The organism is Paenibacillus sp. MY03, assembly GCF_002165585.1.
Taxonomy (GTDB): Bacteria; Bacillota; Bacilli; order Paenibacillales; family Paenibacillaceae; genus Pristimantibacillus; species Pristimantibacillus agaridevorans.
In genome coordinates this window covers 208,544-228,138 of record NZ_MXQD01000012.1, presented here as the reverse complement: position 1 = coordinate 228,138, position 19,595 = coordinate 208,544, and the positions used below count along the sequence as shown (strand labels likewise).

Below are 19,595 nucleotides of genomic sequence, written 5' to 3'. Positions count from 1 at the left end.
AAACCCGGGAGGTCCGAAGAATGAAACCGTATAAAAGTAAACGACTGTCGTGCGCCGCAATGTTTGCCATGCTGTTCCTTGCCGCCTGCTCCGGCTCTGGAGGATCGGTTGGCTCGAATCATGAAGCCGACGAGAAGCCGCTAGAGGTCCGATGGACGAATATCGCTTACGGCACGCCGCCGCTGGGCGGGGACGCCGTCGGCAAGCAAATCGAAGACAAGACGAATACGGTGATCAGCTGGCAGTGGATTCCCCTTAACGGCTACAAGGAGAGGCTCGGCGTCGCGCTGAACACCGGAGATTTGGCGGAAATTACCCAGGTGCCTACGAGCAACCCCATTTACGAGACAGCGACGCATGATGCGATTCAGGCCGGCAAGTTCCATGATCTTACCCCGTATTTAACGGGAGAGAGCTTGAAGGACTATCCGAATCTTGCGGCGTACCCGGATGAAATATGGGACAACATGCAATATAACGGCAAGATTTGGGGCATACCCCGACATCCCAATCCGCCGATTTTTACAACCGTTCATGTCCGAAAGGATTTGCTGGAGAAAGCTGGTTTGGAGCCGCCGACTACTTGGGAAGAGTTGACGAATGTGATTTTGAAGCTTAGCGATCCGCCGGAACGATACGGGATTGCCATGAAGTCGACGTCAAGCGGGGATGTCATTGCCAATGCCATTACCGGCATTCAGAATTGGTCGGTTGACGAAGTAGGGAATTTTCAATACCGGGATTTTATGCCGACGTTTAAGACTTATCTGAACTGGTTGAAGATGCTCTACGAAAAAGGGGCGATTCATCCCGAGTTTCCCATTGTCGAAGGCAGTGAAACGGATCTGTTCAAGCAAGGCACTTACGCCGTAGTTGCATCCAATACCCATATGTTCACTATACCGGATTGGCTGGATACCCTGAGCCGCAACGCGCCGGGAGCGGATGTGTTGACGCTTAAAGTGCTTAAGGGTCCGCAGGGATATACGACCAGTGCGGCGACAGGCTCTTGGACCAATTTGATGATCAACTCGAAAGTTCCCAAGGAGGATATTCCCCGGCTGCTCAGGCTGATCGATTATACGTCGTCGACGGAGTATCAAAAGCTTGCGCTTTATGGGATCGAAGGCATCCATCACGAAGTGAAGGACGGCAAGATCATTCGCAATGAGAAATACAAAAGCGAAGGTATTGAGGCTTATACATGGAATGACGGAACGTATACGGGAGCCGACAATTATCTGCTATGGGACGCCGATCCGGAACGGGTGAGCTGGTATAAGGAAGTGTTCGAAGATTCGCAGCTCAAATCGACGTATGCCAATCCGGCGTTTAATCTATCGTCGCCCGTTGTGGGCGACAAGTGGGGCGACCTGACTCGGGATCTGGAAAGGAACAAGGTAAAGTACGTCATGGGCGTTATGTCGGAGGCGGATTGGGACAGCTACGTTAACGAACTGACGGCTTCCGAAGATTACCGTAAAATCGTCGATGAACTGAAGCTTTCTTACAACCAATATAAACAATAAAAATATAGCATCGACTATAAAAAAGATGACTTAAAGGGCTTGCGCTAGTCGTAAGCCAATTTAAGCCTGCTCAAATTTCATGTAAATAGGAGGGGGAAGGGAGTTTTTCGCTTAAATACTGTTAAACAAAAACATTAAAGTGATATAAAGGAGAGATTAAATGGCTCGGGTATCTTTTCATCATGTATACAAACAGTACCGTTCCGAAAAGAAAACGTCGGTTACCGACTTTCATCTGGAGATAGAGGATGGGGAATTCGTGGTGCTGGTAGGCCCTTCCGGCTGCGGGAAAACGACGACGCTCCGGATGTTATCCGGCCTTGAAGACATAACGGAAGGCGAGATTTACATCGGGGATCGTTATATCAATTATGTCTCTCCAAAGGACAGAGATATTGCAATGGTGTTTCAAAATTATGCCCTATACCCCAATTTATCCGTCTACGAGAATATGGCGCTTGGCCTAAAGCTTAGGAAGACGGCCAAACACGAGATTGAGCTCCGGGTAAAGAAGGCTGCAAAAATATTGGAAATTTCCGCTTTGCTCGACAAGAAGCCTAATCAGCTGTCGGGCGGACAGAAGCAGCGAGTTGCCCTCGGCAGGGCGATCGTTCGCGAGCCGGAGGTTTTTCTGATGGATGAGCCTTTGTCCAATCTCGACGCGAAGCTGAGAACCCAAACCAGATCGGAGCTGATCAGGCTGCATCAGGAATTGCAGACGACAACGGTTTATGTGACCCATGATCAGACGGAAGCGATGACGATGGGCTCCAGAATCGTAGTCATGAAGGACGGCATCATTCAGCAGGCGGCAGCGCCGGAATTTATTTATCGGCAGCCGGCCAATCTGTTCGTCGCCGGATTTATCGGTTCTCCGGCCATGAATCTCATCGAAGGGAGCATCGAGGAGGACGGGGGAACGCATTATTTCAGCAACAGGCGCTTGCGGTTGGAGATTCCGCCCCAATATAAGCCGTTCCTCGCTTCCGGAAAAATAAGGAACGTCGTCATGGGCATTCGTCCCGAGCATGTGCTGCTTGAGCCGACGCTGGAGGAGCCCAATGATTCCTATGGAGCCGTTATCGACGTTATCGAGCTAATGGGCTCCGATTCTTACCTGTATTTGAGCATGGGGGATATCCGTGTGATCGCCAGGGCGATCGAACCAGGCTCGAAATTTCATGTGACGGACAAGATCGACATCGGATTCCGGATGGAAATGGCTCATTTTTTTGATGCGGAATCGGGCGGCAATCTTGGCATTTTTTGACCACAATACGGGAGGTAGAGCATCATGCTTCGCAAATGGATGGTTTATACGGCTCTGCTGGCTTTGATTGTGTCGGGCTATGCCGTCAGGTCATGGTTGCAAGGAGAAGAGAGTTTTCCCGTCGTCAGCGCCGATGCGATGGATTTTGGCAGCGGAGACGGAGAAGGCATCCTATTCTACGCGGATCGGCTTCGGAAAGCGGAAGGGTCGGGCATACTGCCGTATACGGGACCGCCAGTTGTAATCGAGCCGGCCGCTTACAGCGCGGCTTCTGCAGAAGCGACTGTCCGGAAGGGATATGATGCTGATTTAAACGAGGAGGTTCTTCACTGGACAAATGGCGCGGGATGGGTGGAATGGACGGTAGAAATTCCGGCGGATGCCTTGTACGAGCTGGAACTGACCTATATGCCGACCAAGCGGGACAGCAGCAGCTCGGTGTTCTACGCGTTATCGATTGATGGCGAAATTCCGTTTTCGGAGGCAAATGGAATCGAGCTGTTGAAACGATGGAGGGACAAGGATGTTCCTTACCGGAAGGATGCGCTCGGCAACGAGATTCGATCGATGCAAGTGGAGACGGTGGGCTGGCTAACGGCTCCGGCAACAAATTATGCGGTTTCGTCCGTCCCGCTTCGGCTGCCGTTGACCAAAGGCGTACATACGCTGCGGTTCGCCGCGCAAAACGAATCGATGTCTTGGGGGCCAATCCGCCTGACGGCTCCGGAAGCGATACCCGCTTATGCGGAATATCTGGAGAGGGCAGGCACATCGGAGCAGGCTGGCGCTCCTGAACGGGCAGACGCTCCACCGGCTATCGAAACGTGGTACACGCTTCTTGAAGGAGAGCGTTATGAGCAGAAATCCCACCCCTCGGTGCAAACCGGAACGATCAACGAACCAAACGTATCTCCGGATGGCGAAGGGCGCCTGCTGTATAACGTCCTGGACGGCCAGCGATGGAAAAGGGCAGGGGAATGGGCGGAGTGGACCTTTGAAGTGCCGTCCGCAGGCTGGTATGAAATCGACGTGAAATATTATCAGGGCTTCGTCGGCAAAGCCAACGCATTTCGGACGGTGCTGATCGACGGCAAGACGCCTTTCGAAGAGCTGCTTCATTATCCGTTTCCTTACAACAGCAAGCTGGAGATGCATACGCTCGGCAGCCGCGCGGGAGAGCCTTACCGCTTCTATCTGAATAAGGGAGAGCACACGTTGCGGCTGGTAACGGATATCTCGCCGTTGAATCCGGTTGTGCTTTCGATGCAGGAGGCGATCCGCAAGTTGTACGGCATCGAGCAGAAGCTTCGCAAGCTGACGGGCGACTATGGAACGAATACGGGCGATGCGAACCGCACATGGGATATGATGAGCTACTTCCCTGATCTGGAGGATCAACTTGCCGGCCTTCGGGATCAATTGAAGCTGAGCATGGATTATCTAAACGGCTTGAACGGCCAAACGAACGATACGACCGAGTCTCTCAAGATCGGAGTAGCGATTCTGGACGGACTGCTGGAGGAGATCAATCAAATTCCGAACAGGCTGGGCAAGTTCCCTGACTTGCAGATGAGAATCGGCACCTGGATGGATAAGATGGCAAACGGGGGAATGTCCGCGGATTATATCGTCGTCAGGAGTCCTTCCGCCGTCCATCCGTACAAGGAAACCTCCACTCTGTCCAAGGTGTCTTACACGTTAATCAACTTTGCGCGCACCTTCTATTTGAATTACAACGCCAGGGATTTAAACGATAAGGACGCGATCGAGATATGGGTCGGCCGGGGGAGAGACTATGCGTCTCTGCTTCAGGAGATGATCGATCAAAGCTTCACGCCTCAGACCGGCATCGCGGTCAACGTAAATTTCATGCCCGATGCGAACGCGCTTACGCTTAGCAACGCGGGGGGAGATCAGCCGGATGTCGCGCTTGGTCTGGTGCAGGATATGCCAGTCGATTACGCGATGCGCGAAGCGTCCGTCGACTTGACGCAATTCGCGAATTTTGAAGAAGTGGCCGAACGCTTTCATCCCGGCGTCATGCGCTCATTTGGTTATAAAAATGGCGTATATGCGCTGCCCGAAACCCAGTCCTACCATCTGCTCTTTTACCGCAAGAGCATTATGAAGGAGTTGGAGCTGGAGGCGCCGGATACGTGGGAGGATTTGCAGCGGATACTGCCGACCCTGCAGGAGAACGGCATGCAATTTTATTACAACGCAAAGGACTTTGTTCCTTTCTTTTATCAAAATGACGTGGAATTTTATTCGCCGGACGGGAGAGAAGCGGCGTTTGATACGGAAGCGGCCTATACATCGTTTTCCTTGTGGACGGAGCTGTTCGGCAAATACGATCTGCCCCAGGAGGTTCCGGCATTTTTCCAGCATTTCAAGCTGGGCACGATGCCGATTGGCGTATCGGATTTTAATACGTACGTCCAACTGCTGACCTCCGCCCCCGAAATACTCGGAGACTGGGAGATCGCGCCGATGCCCGGGACCGTGCAGGAGGACGGCAGCGTAGCGAGATGGGCGATGAACACGATGACTGCCGCGATGATTTTGAACAAAAGCGATAAAAAGGAACAGGCATGGCGTTTTATCGATTGGTGGACGTCCACGGACGTTCAGCTGGAATACGGCAACGCGATCGAATCCTTTTACGGGCCGGAATATCGTTGGAATACGGCCAATATGAAGGCGATGGCAGCCATGCCTTGGCCTGCGGAGCATATTGCGGCTATTAAGGAGCAGAACCGATGGAACCGCAACGTACCGTTCCTTCCTGGAGGGTACTTGCTCGCCCGCGAGATGGAATTTGCGTTTAACCGGACGATTGTGCAGAAGATTCCGGCCAAGGATTCTCTGGACACTTCCTTTGTAGCCATGGCCCGCGAGATAGCAAGAAAGCAGCAGGATCTGGGCATCCGGAACGGGCAGAGACTGGATTTCCCGGTCGTTGATCAGCCCTATGATTGGGGGGAAACGCCGAAATGAAAGAACAGGTTACATCTACGCTTGCGGTATCGGCAGCCTTAAAACATCCGGCGCCGCCAAGCCGGCTGCAGCGGCTAGTCCGAAGTTTATATCGCGAGCGCATCGCTTATCTGTTTATGGCGCCGTTTCTGCTTTGCTTTACGGCGTTTATCCTGCTGCCCGTCCTTATGGCGATCCTGATGAGCTTTACGTCGTATGACGCCTTTCGGATCCCGCATTTTACCGGCTTCAAAAACTATATCTCGCTTATCACGCAGGATACGGTGTTCATGAAACATGCGCTGCCGAATACGATCAAATTCGCTTTTTTTGTCGGACCGATCGGCTACTTGCTCACTTTCTTTATTGCTTGGCTGATCTATCAGCTGCCCAAGAGCGTTCGCGATCTGGTTACCCTTGCGATCTATGCGCCTTCGATCGCCGGCGGCATCGCTCTTGTCGTCGTATGGCAAGCGGCTTTCAGCGGCGACTACGTAGGTTATTTAAACCAATTTTTGATGAATTACAACTTGATCGAAACGCCGGTGTTATGGCTGCAAAATCCCAAATATCTGCTCAACGTGATGATTGTCGTTACGATCTGGATGGGGTTCGGCGTCGGCTTTCTGGCGATGCTGGCCGGATTCGATACGGTAAATCGGGAGCTTTACGAAGCGGGGCGCATCGACGGCATCTCCACCCGTCTGCAGGAGGTTTATTATATTACGGTTCCGTCGATGAAACCGCAGATGCTGTTCAGCGCCGTTATGGCGATTGTCGGCACGCTCAAAGCGGGCGCCATCTCCGTTCAACTGACGGGAATGCCGATTACGAAGCAATATGCCGGCCATCTGATGTTGAACCATATCGACGACTATGCCTTCATTCGCTTCGAGCTCGGATATGCTTCCATGCTGTCGGTTGTCCTGCTGCTGTTCTCGTATGCCGCGATGAAGCTCAGCTACCGGCTATTCGGCCCGAAGGACGGTGAATAACATGATAGCTATCGTAAAACAAATCAGAAGGCTCACTCTGTTCGAGACGTTGCTGCTGCTAGCCCTGCTCCTGTTGGCGGCCTTTATGTCGCTGCCGATCGTGTTCATTATTAATCATGCGTTCAAGCCGTTCCATGAGTTGTTCCTGTTTCCGCCCACCTTCCTGGTGAAGGACCCGACGCTGACCAACTTCTATGAGCTGTTTATGCGGCCGGTGGCCAGAATCGTGCCGTTTTCTAGGTATCTCTACAACAGCATTATCGTAGCCGCCTCATCCATGGTCGCCGTCATCCTCTCCAGCTGCATGGCCGCCTATGTGCTCTCGAAGCTTCAGTTCAGCCTGAAGAAGGCGGTAATGGCCATGATTATGCTGGCTCTCATGTTCGCGCCGGAGACGGTAGCGATTCCGAGGTATCTGATCGTAGGCTGGCTGCAGCTGAACAATACGTACTTTGGCCATATCCTGCCGGTTATCGCCTCTCCGGTCGCGGTATTCCTGATCAAGCAGTTTATCGATCAGATACCGGCGGAGCTGCTGGAAGCAGCCAAGATGGACGGCGCTTCCGAGCTGCGCATCTTTATCCGCATTATCATACCGTTATCGATGCCTGCGATTGCAACCATCTCGATCATTACGTTCCAGGGAGTATGGGGCGACGCTTCGGCATCCACGCTGTTTATGCAGGACGAAACGATGAAGACGCTGCCTTACTATATTACGACGCTGACGAGCGGCATGGCGAATACCGTAGCCGGTCAGGGTATGGCAGCGGCTGCCGGGCTGCTAATGTTTCTGCCTAATCTCATCATCTTCCTGTTCGCCCAGCGACGGATTATGGAGACGATGGTGCATTCCGGCGTGAAATAAAGGCGCTCGGCATTTTTAAGGAAAGAGGTTGACGTGATGGCTAAATACACACGATTCATAGCTGTTTTGCTGGCCGCTTTCTTCCTGTTTCCCGGTACTTCCTCGGCCTGGCAGCCATATGATACCTTCTTTATTTCCCACGGGACGGGAGGAGCGGGCACGAGAACGTTCTGGATGCAGGACGTATACACCGTGTCCCATACGGCTGTCGGCCAGGGCGATCAGGCGATGAAGCAGCCGGCCGACCTGTTTATAGCGGCCGACGATCATTTGTATATTGCGGATAAGGGCAATAACCGGGTTATCGAGCTGAACCGGGAAGGCGAGTGGGTAAGGGCGATCGGCGACGCGGAAGGGAGCGGGGCGCTGAAGGCGCCGGAGGGGGTGTTCGTCCGTCCGTCCGGAGATATCTACGTAGCGGACACGGGCAATCAGCGCATAGCCGTTTTCGATAAAGGGGGAACCTTCGTCCGAGAGTACAAGAAGCCGGAGGAAGGTTTAATGCCCGCCAGCTACTTCTTCGTGCCGGTCAAGGTGGCCGTCGACGATCGCGGCGTTATGTATATCGTGTCCAAGGGCTCTTATCAGGGGATGGTCCGGATGAGAGGGGACAGCGGCGAGTTTACCGGTTTTTTCGGCAGCAACAAAACAAGCGGGACATGGATGGACCGGCTAAAGCGCCAGATCTTTACGGAGGAACAGCTTGCGAGGGAGGAGCTGAAGCGACCCGCCGAGATCGGCAACGTCACGATTGACCAAGACGGGTATATTTTCGCCACGACGACCGGCGTGTTAAACGATCAGATCAGAAAGCTGACTGCCGCAGGGGTAAACCGCTTCGAATCGTTAAAGTCCGCCCGTTTCGCGGCTTCGGACCAGATGGTGGACGTCGCGACGGATAAGCGCCATTTTTTCTACGTGCTGGACCGGAAGGAGAACAGATACGATGCGATGATCTCCATCTACAGTCCGGGCGGCACCCAGCTCTTTTCCTTCGGCAAGAGCAGGAAGGTACCGCAGCAACGGGGCGTGCTCTCCTATCCGGCAAGCATCGGCATCGACTCGGGGAACCGGCTGTGGGTGCTGGATTCCGACCAAAGCCTGGCCCAAGCCTACGACCGTACGGAGTTCGGGGATGCGGTGCTTACGGCTGCCGCCGATTATTACATCGGCGACTACGAAAAGAGCGAAGCAAACTGGAACAAGGTAAAGTCGCTTAACGAAATCATCAGCCTGACTTATGTCGGTCTGGGAGAAGTGGCGCAGAAGCAGGAGCGTACCCGCGACGCCATGGCCTACTTCAAAATGTCGTACGACAATGAGGGATATTCGGAAGCGTTTTGGACGTACAGACTGGAATGGATTCAACAAAACTTTGCTTATGCCGCAGGAGTCATCGTTGCCTTATGGCTGCTCTTTCGATACGGGCTTCGAACTCTGGCGAGAAGCTCGACACGAAGGCTGCCGGAGCCTCTGGTTCGCGTCGCGGCGGAGCTAAAAGACGCGTGGTACACGCTGTTCCATCCCTATGAGGGCTTCTACCGGATCAAGGGACGCAAGCTTTCCGTCTTTACGCTGCTGCTGCTTCTGCTGCTGCTGGTGCTTGCGAAGATAGCGGCACTATACTGGACCGGATTTATTTTCCGCCCCGTCGACCTAAGCCGGTTTAGACTCTGGCCGGAACTGATCGGTTTTCTGGCGCCCATCCTGGCCTGGGTTGTTGCCAATTATTTGGTCAGCACCGTTAAGGACGGCGAGGGACGATTCAGGGATGTCGTACAGGCAAGCCTGTTCGCAGTTGTTCCGTACATTACGCTTACCATGCCGATTCTCTTATTGTCCAACATCCTGGTGTTGGAGGAAGGCATTCTCTACTCTTCCTTGCATACGGTCATGTGGCTCTGGATCGGCGCTTTGTTTATCATCAGCTCTCAGGTTATTCATAATTTCGATTTCGTGGAGAATATCGCAAACAGCACCATTACAGTCGTTACGATCGGAATCTTGTTCCTGTTTATCAGTCTGACGACAGGACTGTCTTACAATCTCTACGACTTCTTCTATCAGCTCTACAAGGAGGTGACAGTCCTTGCCTAACATTAAGGCCATTGCGGATCCGGGCAGGAGAAAAACATGGCTGTTTGGCGGCCTGGCATTGGCAATCATCGTTGTCGGGCTGGCGATATGGTCGCTGTCCAGCCCCGGCATATCCAGCGAACTGGACATCCCCGCGTATGAAGCTTCAGCTATGGCCGACCCTTCGGGGCCCCCTTGGTTAAGCGATAAACGGGACGCTGCCGGTTTCGCGTCCGCGGCCCGAACCGACCGCCTCGAGCTGCTAGTCAATCCGGCGTCAGGGCAAGTTATCGTCCAAGAGCTGCGGTCCGGCGTTCAATGGCGAAGCAATCCAACGACCGTGCAGTTGGAGAGTCAGACGGTAGGGGGCATCCTTCGGACGAATCTGGAGTCGCCGTTTATTTTGGAATACGCGGAGCAGAACAAAGCGCAGCGTCTGGTTGTAAACGGCAAGGATCCCGGCGTAAAGCTGTCATTCTCCGCAACGGACAACGGGGTTGCCGCGAACTACGAATTCGAGAAGCTTGGATTCCGTTTCAGCCTTGTGTACGGATTGACGGACAACGGCTTCCACGTCGCTATTCCGGCAGCCAGCATCACGGAATCGGGTCCATTCCGCATTTTGTCCATCGATCCGCTGCCGTTTTTCGGAGCGGCGGAGGATGATACCGCCGAGCCTGGATATATGTTCGTGCCTGACGGACCAGGTGCGCTCATTCGATACCCGCAGCAACAAAAGCGCGTGGGCGCGGGCTATTACCAATACGTTTACGGACCCGAGCTGACGAACAAATCGTTTGACCCGGTTACCGTCTCCATGCCGGTATTCGGGATAAAAAAAGGGGAGCAGGCTTTCCTGGCCGTTATTACGGAAGGGGAAAAGGCTTCGGCCATCCGCGCATTGACTCCCGGCTTGGTCAGCACATTCAATTCGGTCAATACCCGATTTATCTACAGGGAGGAATACAACCGCCGCCTGAATTTGGGGGGAAGAGCGATCCGCGTTTTCCAGAACGAGCTGCTTCGGGAGGACCGCCAGATCCAATATTATTTCATGGAAAAGGACGAGGCGGATTACTCGGGGATGGCCCGGCGGTATAGGAAACATCTGCTGGATACAGGCGGGCTTGGACCGGCGCTTGCTCCCAGCTCCCATATTCCGATGCATCTGACCCTCGTTGGCGGAGACACGATCTATTACGGAGACAGCCAATACGAGATCGCGACAACGTTCGCGCAGGGGGAAGAGATTCTCCGGGAGCTGAAGGACGCGGGCGTACATGAACTTCGGATCACTTGGCAAAATTGGCAGCACAAGGGAACTCTTGCGCCGGACTTGAGGCTAAATGTCGAGCGCAAGCTCGGCGGCAAGCCGGGATTGCAGTCGTTTATCGATGCCGCGCATGGGCTGGGCTTCAAGGTGTACCTGAACGCGGTATTGACTCATGCGGATTCCGAAGGTTCGGAGCTGCCGCCCAAGACGTACGGGATCCGTTCCGTGGAAGGAGATACCTTGTTCGATTACGAGTTTTTCTTTCTGAATCCCAATATTACCTACAACTATGCGCAGGAATTGATTAGCGAAGCCGCCGTCCTCCGGGCGGACGGCATCCATTATAGCGGGATTGGAGAAACGGTGTTCCGCGATTATAATCCGCGATTTGCTTATACAAGAAACGATACGGCTTATCTCTATAACCGGATACTGGAACAGACGCAAGGAACGTTAGGCGCCGGCAGCGCCTATCTCGGCAATGCTTATGCGCTCCGCTACCTAAGCGATATCCAGCAGTTCCCCGGCGAGACGCATCAGTATTACGCAATTGACGAGACCGTTCCTTTTTACCCGATGGCGGTGCACGGCCATATAACCTATTCCATGGTACCGGGCAATTTGCGCAGCCAGTACGACGACGAATTTCTGCGGGCGATCGAATACGGAGCGGTTCCTTCCTTTATTCTGACGGCCGAGAGCAGCCGGACGTTGATGCAGACGAAAACCTGGGGCCTATTTACAAGCCAATTCTCGCAATGGAAGGAGAAGGCGTCGGCGGAATACGAGTCGTTTAACCGTTTGGCCTCTCTCCATCATCTGCAAATGATCGGCCATAGCAAACGCACAGAAGGGGTTTACGAAACGGAATACGCGGACGGGACTGTCGTCGTTGTCGATTACAACGAGAAGACGTTTCGCGTGGAGCGAGGGGGAGGCACATGAGCGCGAACGCTAGGCGGCACCGCAAGGCGAGATGGCACTACATGTGGAGAAGCTGCGGGACGGCGTACCTGTTTATGCTCCCCTGGATGATCGGCTTCTGCGCTTTTATGGCATTCCCGATCGGCTGGTCGCTCTATCTGAGCTTTCAGAAGGTGAAGCTGACCGGAGGGGGGCTGTTCTCTTACGAATTTGTCGGCTTGCAAAATTTCAAGGACGCCCTGTTTAAGGACAATGTTTATCCGATCGAGCTTATCTCCTTTTTCCAGCAGATGATTCTGATGGTTCCGGTCATCCTTATATTTTCGCTCCTGGTTGCCGTCATGCTGAATCAGAACTTCAAGGGCCGGTTTATCTATCGGGCGATTTTCTTCCTGCCGGTCATCTTCTCGACTGGCCAGGTGTTGACCGAGCTGTTCCAGCAAGGAGCTGGCAATGTGCCATTTTTGTCCCAATACGGGGCGGACGCGTTTATCAAGGAGAATTTCAGTCCCGCCATGGCGGCAACGATAACGGAGCTGCTTGGCATGACGATTCTGATTCTCTGGTCTTCCGGCGTGCAAATTCTTATTTTCATTGCAGGCTTCCAGACCATTTCGAAGTCAATCTACGAGGCCGTTAGAATCGATGGCGCATCGCCGTGGACCAGCTTTTGGAAAATAACGCTTCCCGGCATTAAGCCGTTTATCGGCTTGAACCTGCTATACACCATGGTTGACTTGTTTACCTTCCCGTTTAATCCGGTGATGGAGCAAATCAAGCTGAACATGTTCAATGTGTCGACAGGTTACGGATACGCAAGCGCGCTAGCCTGGTTTTACTTTTTGCTTATTATCGTACTGATCCTGATTATTCTATGGTTTCTAAACCGCTCGAGCAGAGAGAGGAGGGGTTGAAGATGAAAGCGGAAACCGTTATGAAGCAGCTCACGTCCCAGGCAAGGCTCATTCTCATTGGCAGGCGCTCGCAGAAGCTGAAGCTTCTGCTGCTGGGACAGCACATTAACGACGGCATGGCCGCCAAGCTGTTTCTTTATTTTATGCTTTCGATCGTGTCGTACCTGTACCTGCAGCCTTTCTTTTACATGATCTCTACCATGCTCAAGTCGCTTGGAGACCTTCTGGATCCTACCGTGCAATGGATTCCGCGCGTCATCGATTGGGGAAATCTTCGGAAAGCGCTCGACGGATTAAATTTTTCGGAGTCGCTTGTCAACACGCTGACGCTGGCGGTTGTACCGTCGCTCATCTCGGTATTGATTTGCTCGCTCACGGGGTATGCGTTGGCCCGGCTTCAGTTCCCGGGCAAAAATCTGTTTTTTGCGCTCATCTTCATTACTTTTTTGATCCCGCCGCAGATTATCATCATTCCGCTGTATGTGATCTACAGCAAGCTGGGCTGGCTGAATTCGCCGTTTGTCTTTATCATCCCGGCCTTATTCGGACAGGGACTCAAGAGCGCGCTGTTTATTATTATTTTCCGGCAGTTCTTCCTTTCGCTGCCCAAAGCGCTGGAAGAAGCGGCGATGATTGACGGCGCGTCGATGTTCAGGCTGTTCTTTCGGATCATCATCCCTTTATCGGTGCCGGCCTGCCTTGTCGTCTTTCTGTTCTCGTTTGTCTGGCACTGGAATGAAGGTTATCTCTCATCCATGTTTCTGACGCATGACTTCATCCCTCTTTCTACCCGATTGTCCAATCTGGAGACGGAGATCTTCGGCCAAGCGCCGTCGATGGAGATGCTTGCGGTTAATCCCGTAACGGAAGGAACGAAGATGGCGGGCGCGTTTCTGATTGTGTTCCCGCCGCTCCTCGTCTATATGATCGCTCAGAGGTGGTTCGTCGAAGGAATCGAACGCACCGGTCTGGTCGATTAAAAGCCTGAAACAAAATTTATTGTAGGAGGTGATGCGGGCGCGGTTGCATGCTTGAAATCGAAGCGGATTGGAACAAAGGCATTTTGCAAGGGGTTAAGCGAGTCCAAATGTGAAAAAGGGAGATGTGAACATGGTTAAAAACAAAAGGTTCGTTTTCATTATGATGTACATTCTGATCGTCGCATTGCTTGCTGCTTGCTCGGGAGGCAACAATACGCCCGGCAATCAGGCAACCGGGAGCAATCCGCCCAGTGTCGCGCCGACCGAAAGCGGCAGCTCGGATGAAGATCCTCCCGCTCCGGAAACGCCTGCTACAATTCGCCTGGTCGTTTGGGGACCCGAGCTCTGGACGAAAACAATTCCGGAGAAATTTAAGGAGAAGTACCCCCATATTACATTGCAGGTGGAGAAAATCGACGGCGGCGACAACGCTTCCGTATTGGAAAAGATTACGGCCTTGAGCGCGGCCGGCACGCCAGCCGATCTGACATGGGTTCCGGGCATTCCGGATTTTATGAAAGATGACCTCCTTCTCGATCTGACCCCGTATATGCAGTCCGACCCGGTGCTGTCGACCGCCGAGCTCAGCCAGCCGGTAAAGGATGCGCTCTCCTGGAAGGGGAAACTTGTCGCTCTGCCGCGCGCCGTTGACGCGCATGTCATGTTCGTCAACAAGGATCTTCTGGCCAAACACGGCATCGACATGCCGTCCAAGGACTGGACTTGGGACGAATTCCGGGAAATCGCCAAACAAGCAACCGATGCCACCGCCGGAGAATACGGTCTTGCCCCCGGCCCGTTTAATTACATGACGACTCCGCAGGTGTACGCGGTTTCTAACGGGCTGGCGCCGAATCTGAACTTCATGAACGAGGATTGGACGCAGAGCCTTATTGCCGATCCCAATGTATTGTCTGCGGTGCAATGGTATGCGGAGCTGGGCTGGGTGGACGGCTCCCGTCCATCGGAGAAACAATCGCAGGACGCGGGAATCGACCCGAACGGCTGGGGAAGCTGGCTGTCCGGCAAGATCGCCTTCGATATTATGGGGACGTGGGAAGGCACGGCGCGCAAGGCCGGCGCACAATTCGACTGGGACGTAATTCCGTTCCCGAGAGGTTCTCATAGCCAGGTCGGCTACAACGCCATATCGCCGATCGGCATCCTAAACGGCACGCAAAACGCGGACGCGGCGGCAAAGTTCCTCTCGTGGCTGTTATCCCCTGACGGACAGCGTGTACTGATGTCGGATGGGAACATTCCGCTCACGACAGATCCAGCGTTATGGGAAGAAGTGCAGCAAACCGGAAGCTGGGCAGGCAAAAGCATTAAGGATGCGGTGCAGGCGGACAGCTGGATTCGCACGATGCCAGGGGAAGACAAATATATTCAGTGGTGGGCTGGAGAAACCGGCGGTTTGTTTAATAACGGCGGAGATCTCAGCGTATTCCAGAAATGGGGAGAAGAATTTAACGCTCATGCGCCAACCGTCCGCAAGGAATTGGGATTGGAATAAACCAAAAGGGAGCCTTATGCGATGACAACAGAATTGGCTAAACCTACGCCGGCACAGCTGCGCTGGCAGGACCTGGAGCTTGGATTGTTCTGCCACTTCGGCATCAACACGTTTTATGACCAGGAGTGGGGGCATGGAACGGAGGATCCAAAGCGATTTCATCCGACCGAATTCGACGCGACCCAGTGGGTGAAGGCGGCCAAGGACGCCGGATTCCGCTACTTGATTCTGACCGCGAAGCATCATGACGGATTCTGTTTGTGGCCGACGGCGACGACCGATCATTCCGTCAAGGCGAGTCCATGGAGGGACGGCGGTGGTGACGTGGTCCGCGAAGTGGCGGATGCGTGCGCGGAAGCCGGTATTCTCTTTGGCATCTATTTGTCGCCATGGGATCGACATGCATCCTGTTATCCGGACAAAGAAGCGTACGACGAATTTTATTGCAGGCAACTAACGGAGCTGTTGACGGGATATGGCCCATTGGTGGAGGTTTGGTTCGACGGCGCGGGATCGGAAGGCAGGGAATACGACTGGGGACGCATCATGTCGCTGGTGACGGAGCATCAGCCGGAGGCCATGGTGTTTAACCTGGGGCGTCCCACGATCCGTTGGGTCGGCAACGAAGACGGCGTAGCGCCTTATCCATGCTGGAATACCGCGGAGACGGCCAAGGTCAGCATGTTCACAAAGGATATGTTGACTTGGCTGCCGGATACGCCGGGCTGGGTTCCGGCGGAATGCGACGTCCCGATCCGCGAACTCCATTGGTTCTGGCATCCGGACGATGAGCACAGCTTAAAATCGCTGGATCGTCTGATAGACATCTATTACCGTTCGGTCGGGCACGGAACGAATCTGCTGTTGAATATTTCGCCGGATGACAGAGGCCTGCTGCCCGACCCGGACGTTAAACGGCTGCTTGAGCTGAGCGGAGAGATGCGGCGCAGATTCAGCAATCCGATCGGCGAGACGTCGGGTACCGGAGAGACGGTTAGCCAGGAATGGCAACAGGCGGAAACCTTCGACCATGTCGTGATTATGGAGGAAATTGCTGAAGGAGAGAGAATAAGGGAATATACGCTGGAGGCCAGAGTGGATGGCAAATGGGTTCGGCTTGCGACGGGATCGGCCATCGGACATAAAAAAATCGACCGCGTCGGACCGGTGCATGCGGACGGACTGCGCCTGCGCGTATTGTCTTCCGTAGGCACACCTCTTATTCGAAGACTCAGCTGCTACGCGACAGGGAGTGACCGTTAGCCAAGTTCAAGTTATGAAGTAGATGATGAGCGTTCCGGCGGAGGGTTTTGCGACGCTCCGCTGGAAGGAGGTGATCCGGGGCAGCGATAATAGGCCGGCAGAGCAATGCCGGGACACAAGTCCAATGAGGAGAGGGGATTGTGTAAATGAGAAGATGGCGTTCGAAAATCTTGTCCCTGTTATTGGCAGCATCGATGAGCGTGACTTTGCTTGCCGGCATGAGCGCGGCACCTGACCGGGCAAGCGCAGACGGGCCTGTCCTCCGTCAATCGTATACGTTTGACGAGGGATCGGGGAGCAGTACGGAGGAGCGGGTGAGCGGACAAGCGCGTACGATTACGGGCACGCCTGCCTGGGTGTCGGGCAAGGAAGGGAATGCGCTGGATTTCGACGGAGTGAGCACATCGGTCGTCTTGGATTCGGTAAACAAGGAAGCCTTTACGATCGCGGCATGGATTAAACCGCATTCGTACACGTACAATCATTTTGTGTTCGGGCAAGGCGTGTCAGGCGAACAGGAGTACATGTTTAATCTGTGGGTAAACGGAGGCAAGCTGTTTTTTCTGCTCAGCGACGAATCGGGGAACGGCTTCGGCTTATGGCCTTTCTCTACGGCAGAGAACTCGATCCCGCTCAATGATTGGACGCATGTGGCCGTGTCGCGTTCGGGCAATCTGTTCAAGCTTTATTTGAACGGTGTCCTGGCGGCAAGCAAGACGGCTTCCGGCAACCTTGATTTGTCAGGCAACCCGAATCCGCTCCGGATAGGAGCGCAGAACGCGTCGGGCGGAGGTCCGATGGGGGTATTCGATGGCCTGATCGATGAATTCAACGTATTTGAGGAAGCGCTTACAGACGTGGAGATCATCATGGTGATGGAGGGTGAGGACTTCGTGGAGGCAGGAACGGACTATTATGTGGACGCCGCGAACGGCAACGACGCCAATACGGGAACAAGCGCTGGGACGGCGTGGGCTTCGCTGGCCAAAGTCAATGCGACGACATTCCAGCCCGGGGACCGCTTATTGTTAAAATCCGGCTCGGTCTGGACCGGACAGCTTTGGCCCAAAGGATCGGGATCGAGCGGTTCTCCCATCATTGTGGACAAATACGGCGAGGGAAATAAGCCGGTCATTCATGGTGCCGGACAATACCAGGAAACGGTCAAGCTGTATAACCAGCAATATTGGGAAATCAACAATCTGGAGCTGACGAACACGGGAGCTTCCAGAACGACGAGGCGGGCTGTCTGGATCGAAGCGCAGGACATCGGGGTGGCAAACCACATTCATCTTAAAAATTTGGATATCCGCGATGTAAACGGCCAGACCGCGGTGCAGGATCTGGAGTCCGGAGGAATCATCGTACGCGTAACGGGCCACACGACGCCGACCAAATTCCATGATCTGCTGATCCAGGACAATACCTTTACCGACGTCGACAGCACGGGAGTGTTTATCCGCAGCAATTGGCGCAACCGGCTGACCCGGACAGACGGTTCGGGCGCATGGCTAGGGTTTACCGGAGTCGTGCTCCGAAGCAACAGCTTTAACCGGACCGGCGGAGACGCGATCATCGTCTGCGAAAGCGACGCTCCGCTAATCGAATACAACGTTGCCGCCAACAGCTATTACGATTCGGTTGGGTACCATGCGGCGATCTGGGGCATCAACACGGACAATGCCGTCTTTCAGTACAACGAGGCTTACCTCACGCGGAATACGATGGACGGGATGGGCTTCGACATCGATGAGCTGAGCAGCAATTCGATTATGCAGTACAATTACAGCCATGACAACGAAGGCGGTTTTATGCTGCTGGTAGGCCAGAGGGGCGGCAACGGCGTCGACTACGATCAGGACAGCGTCGTACGCTACAATATCAGCGAAAACGATGAGCTTGCGCTTATTCAAGCCGTCGGCCGCGTTCAAAACTATCAGGTATACAACAACACTTTTTATACGGCTCCCGGCATGAATGTGCGGTTTTTGATGGCGCCTGACGGCAATAACCTGCCACAGGGAACGATGAGCTTTAAAAACAACATCATCTACAACCTTGGAACGAATATGACCTATTACTGCGGCAATGCGACTTGCACGTATGACGGCAACATCTATTACGGCAACCATGACGCGAGCGAGCCGACGAACGATCCCAACAAGCTGACGACGGATCCGATGCTGCTGGATCCCGGATCGGGCGGCACGGGACGGCATACGGTATTCGGATACAAGCTGGCGGCGGGCTCTCCCGCGCTGGGCAGCGGAGTGCCCATTGCGAACAATGGAGGCAAGGATTATTGGGGCAATCCGATTTCCTCCTCTGCGGCTCCCAATCGCGGAGCTTACGGCGGACCAGGCCTGGCAGGAGCGCCGATTGCAGCCCGAACCATCACCGTGGACGGAACGCTGGATAACCTTTCTTCCGTGCCGGGAATCGATCTGGGAACGCAAGGCACGGTGGTGATGTCGGGTTACGGCGGAACGAGCGACCTGAGCGGAATGGTATGGCTGACTTGGGATGCAAACCACCTCTACCTCTCTGCCAAAATCAAGGATGATACCTTTCACCAGCCGGAATCGGGCGGCAATATTTGGCTGGGGGACAGCATCCAGTTCGCGGTATCGCCGGGGCTGCCGGGCCAGCATGCCGGAATGATTGAATTCGGTATGGCGCTAACATCGAGCGGTCCGCAGCTGTACCGCTGGTCCGGAATCAACAACGCAAGCGGTACGGTAACAAATAGACAACTGTCTATTACCAGAAACGCGAGCGCTAACGAGACGGTATATGAGCTTGCGCTGCCATGGGCCGAATTATCCCCGATTACAACGGCGGACCAGACCTTTAGTTTGTCGCTTTTGGCGAACGATAACGACGGCTCCGGGCGCAAAGGGTGGATCGAGTGGGGCGGCGGCATCGGCGGCTCCAAAAATACCGCGTTGTTCCATCCGGTTACCTTGCAATAGGCTGCCGGTTTGCAACCATCTCCTATTAGAAAGAGGTGT

The 19,595-nt window shown here is 54.0% G+C and carries 12 protein-coding genes; all 12 read left to right on the top strand.

All coding sequences use genetic code 11. From position 1 onward, the window contains the following. Positions 1-20: 20 nt before the first annotated feature. The gene (locus B1748_RS14780; protein ID WP_087568685.1) at positions 21-1,529 is read left to right on the top strand and encodes an extracellular solute-binding protein; all 1,509 of its coding nucleotides are present in this window, start codon (positions 21-23) and stop codon (positions 1,527-1,529) included. A gap of 160 nt (positions 1,530-1,689) precedes the next feature. Beyond that, positions 1,690-2,799: an ABC transporter ATP-binding protein gene (locus B1748_RS14775; protein WP_087568684.1), complete on the top strand. Its 1,110-nt coding sequence runs from the start codon at positions 1,690-1,692 to the stop codon at positions 2,797-2,799. A gap of 24 nt (positions 2,800-2,823) precedes the next feature. Beyond that, positions 2,824-5,796, top strand: a complete 2,973-nt coding sequence (locus B1748_RS14770) for an extracellular solute-binding protein (protein ID WP_087568683.1) — start codon at positions 2,824-2,826, stop codon at positions 5,794-5,796. Next, complete coding sequence (locus B1748_RS14765) at positions 5,793-6,770, top strand: carbohydrate ABC transporter permease (protein WP_087568682.1); 978 nt, start codon at positions 5,793-5,795, stop codon at positions 6,768-6,770. The genes B1748_RS14770 and B1748_RS14765 overlap by 4 nt, the downstream gene beginning before the upstream one ends. A 1-nt stretch (position 6,771) precedes the next feature. Beyond that, complete coding sequence (locus tag B1748_RS14760) at positions 6,772-7,638, top strand: carbohydrate ABC transporter permease (protein ID WP_087568681.1); 867 nt, start codon at positions 6,772-6,774, stop codon at positions 7,636-7,638. A gap of 36 nt (positions 7,639-7,674) precedes the next feature. Beyond that, positions 7,675-9,735, top strand: a complete 2,061-nt coding sequence (locus tag B1748_RS14755) for a YIP1 family protein (RefSeq protein WP_087568680.1) — start codon at positions 7,675-7,677, stop codon at positions 9,733-9,735. Continuing rightward, positions 9,728-11,932, top strand: a complete 2,205-nt coding sequence (locus tag B1748_RS14750) for a DUF5696 domain-containing protein (protein WP_087568679.1) — start codon at positions 9,728-9,730, stop codon at positions 11,930-11,932. Before B1748_RS14755 ends, B1748_RS14750 begins: the two co-directional genes overlap by 8 nt. Beyond that, positions 11,929-12,825 carry a carbohydrate ABC transporter permease gene (locus B1748_RS14745; RefSeq protein WP_256975674.1) on the top strand — a complete coding sequence of 299 codons (897 nt, stop codon included), beginning with the start codon at positions 11,929-11,931 and terminating at the stop codon, positions 12,823-12,825. Before B1748_RS14750 ends, B1748_RS14745 begins: the two co-directional genes overlap by 4 nt. Positions 12,826-12,827: 2 nt before the next feature. Then, a complete protein-coding gene (locus tag B1748_RS14740; RefSeq protein WP_179215589.1) occupies positions 12,828-13,805 on the top strand; it encodes a carbohydrate ABC transporter permease in 978 nt (325 codons plus the stop codon). A 130-nt stretch (positions 13,806-13,935) separates the two neighbouring features. Then, a complete protein-coding gene (locus B1748_RS14735) occupies positions 13,936-15,321 on the top strand; it encodes an ABC transporter substrate-binding protein (protein ID WP_087568677.1) in 1,386 nt (461 codons plus the stop codon). Positions 15,322-15,342: 21 nt separating this feature from the next. Beyond that, entirely contained in the window at positions 15,343-16,584 is a 1,242-nt protein-coding gene (locus tag B1748_RS14730) for an alpha-L-fucosidase (protein WP_087568676.1), read from the top strand. Positions 16,585-16,730: 146 nt separating this feature from the next. Next, entirely contained in the window at positions 16,731-19,556 is a 2,826-nt protein-coding gene (locus tag B1748_RS14725; protein ID WP_087568675.1) for a LamG-like jellyroll fold domain-containing protein, read from the top strand. Positions 19,557-19,595: the final 39 nt, after the last annotated feature.

What these genes read in the sequence shown, in the direction of transcription:
- B1748_RS14730 (WP_087568676.1), top strand. Translation starts at nt 15,343, where the DNA reads ATGACAACAGAATTGGCTAAACCTACGCCGGCACAGCTGCGCTGGCAG.
- B1748_RS14770 (WP_087568683.1), top strand. Translation starts at nt 2,824, where the DNA reads ATGCTTCGCAAATGGATGGTTTATACGGCTCTGCTGGCTTTGATTGTG.
- B1748_RS14745 (WP_256975674.1), top strand. Translation starts at nt 11,929, where the DNA reads ATGAGCGCGAACGCTAGGCGGCACCGCAAGGCGAGATGGCACTACATG.
- B1748_RS14760 (WP_087568681.1), top strand. Translation starts at nt 6,772, where the DNA reads ATGATAGCTATCGTAAAACAAATCAGAAGGCTCACTCTGTTCGAGACG.
- B1748_RS14735 (WP_087568677.1), top strand. Translation starts at nt 13,936, where the DNA reads ATGGTTAAAAACAAAAGGTTCGTTTTCATTATGATGTACATTCTGATC.
- B1748_RS14775 (WP_087568684.1), top strand. Translation starts at nt 1,690, where the DNA reads ATGGCTCGGGTATCTTTTCATCATGTATACAAACAGTACCGTTCCGAA.
- B1748_RS14725 (WP_087568675.1), top strand. Translation starts at nt 16,731, where the DNA reads ATGAGAAGATGGCGTTCGAAAATCTTGTCCCTGTTATTGGCAGCATCG.
- B1748_RS14780 (WP_087568685.1), top strand. Translation starts at nt 21, where the DNA reads ATGAAACCGTATAAAAGTAAACGACTGTCGTGCGCCGCAATGTTTGCC.
- B1748_RS14740 (WP_179215589.1), top strand. Translation starts at nt 12,828, where the DNA reads ATGAAAGCGGAAACCGTTATGAAGCAGCTCACGTCCCAGGCAAGGCTC.
- B1748_RS14765 (WP_087568682.1), top strand. Translation starts at nt 5,793, where the DNA reads ATGAAAGAACAGGTTACATCTACGCTTGCGGTATCGGCAGCCTTAAAA.
- B1748_RS14755 (WP_087568680.1), top strand. Translation starts at nt 7,675, where the DNA reads ATGGCTAAATACACACGATTCATAGCTGTTTTGCTGGCCGCTTTCTTC.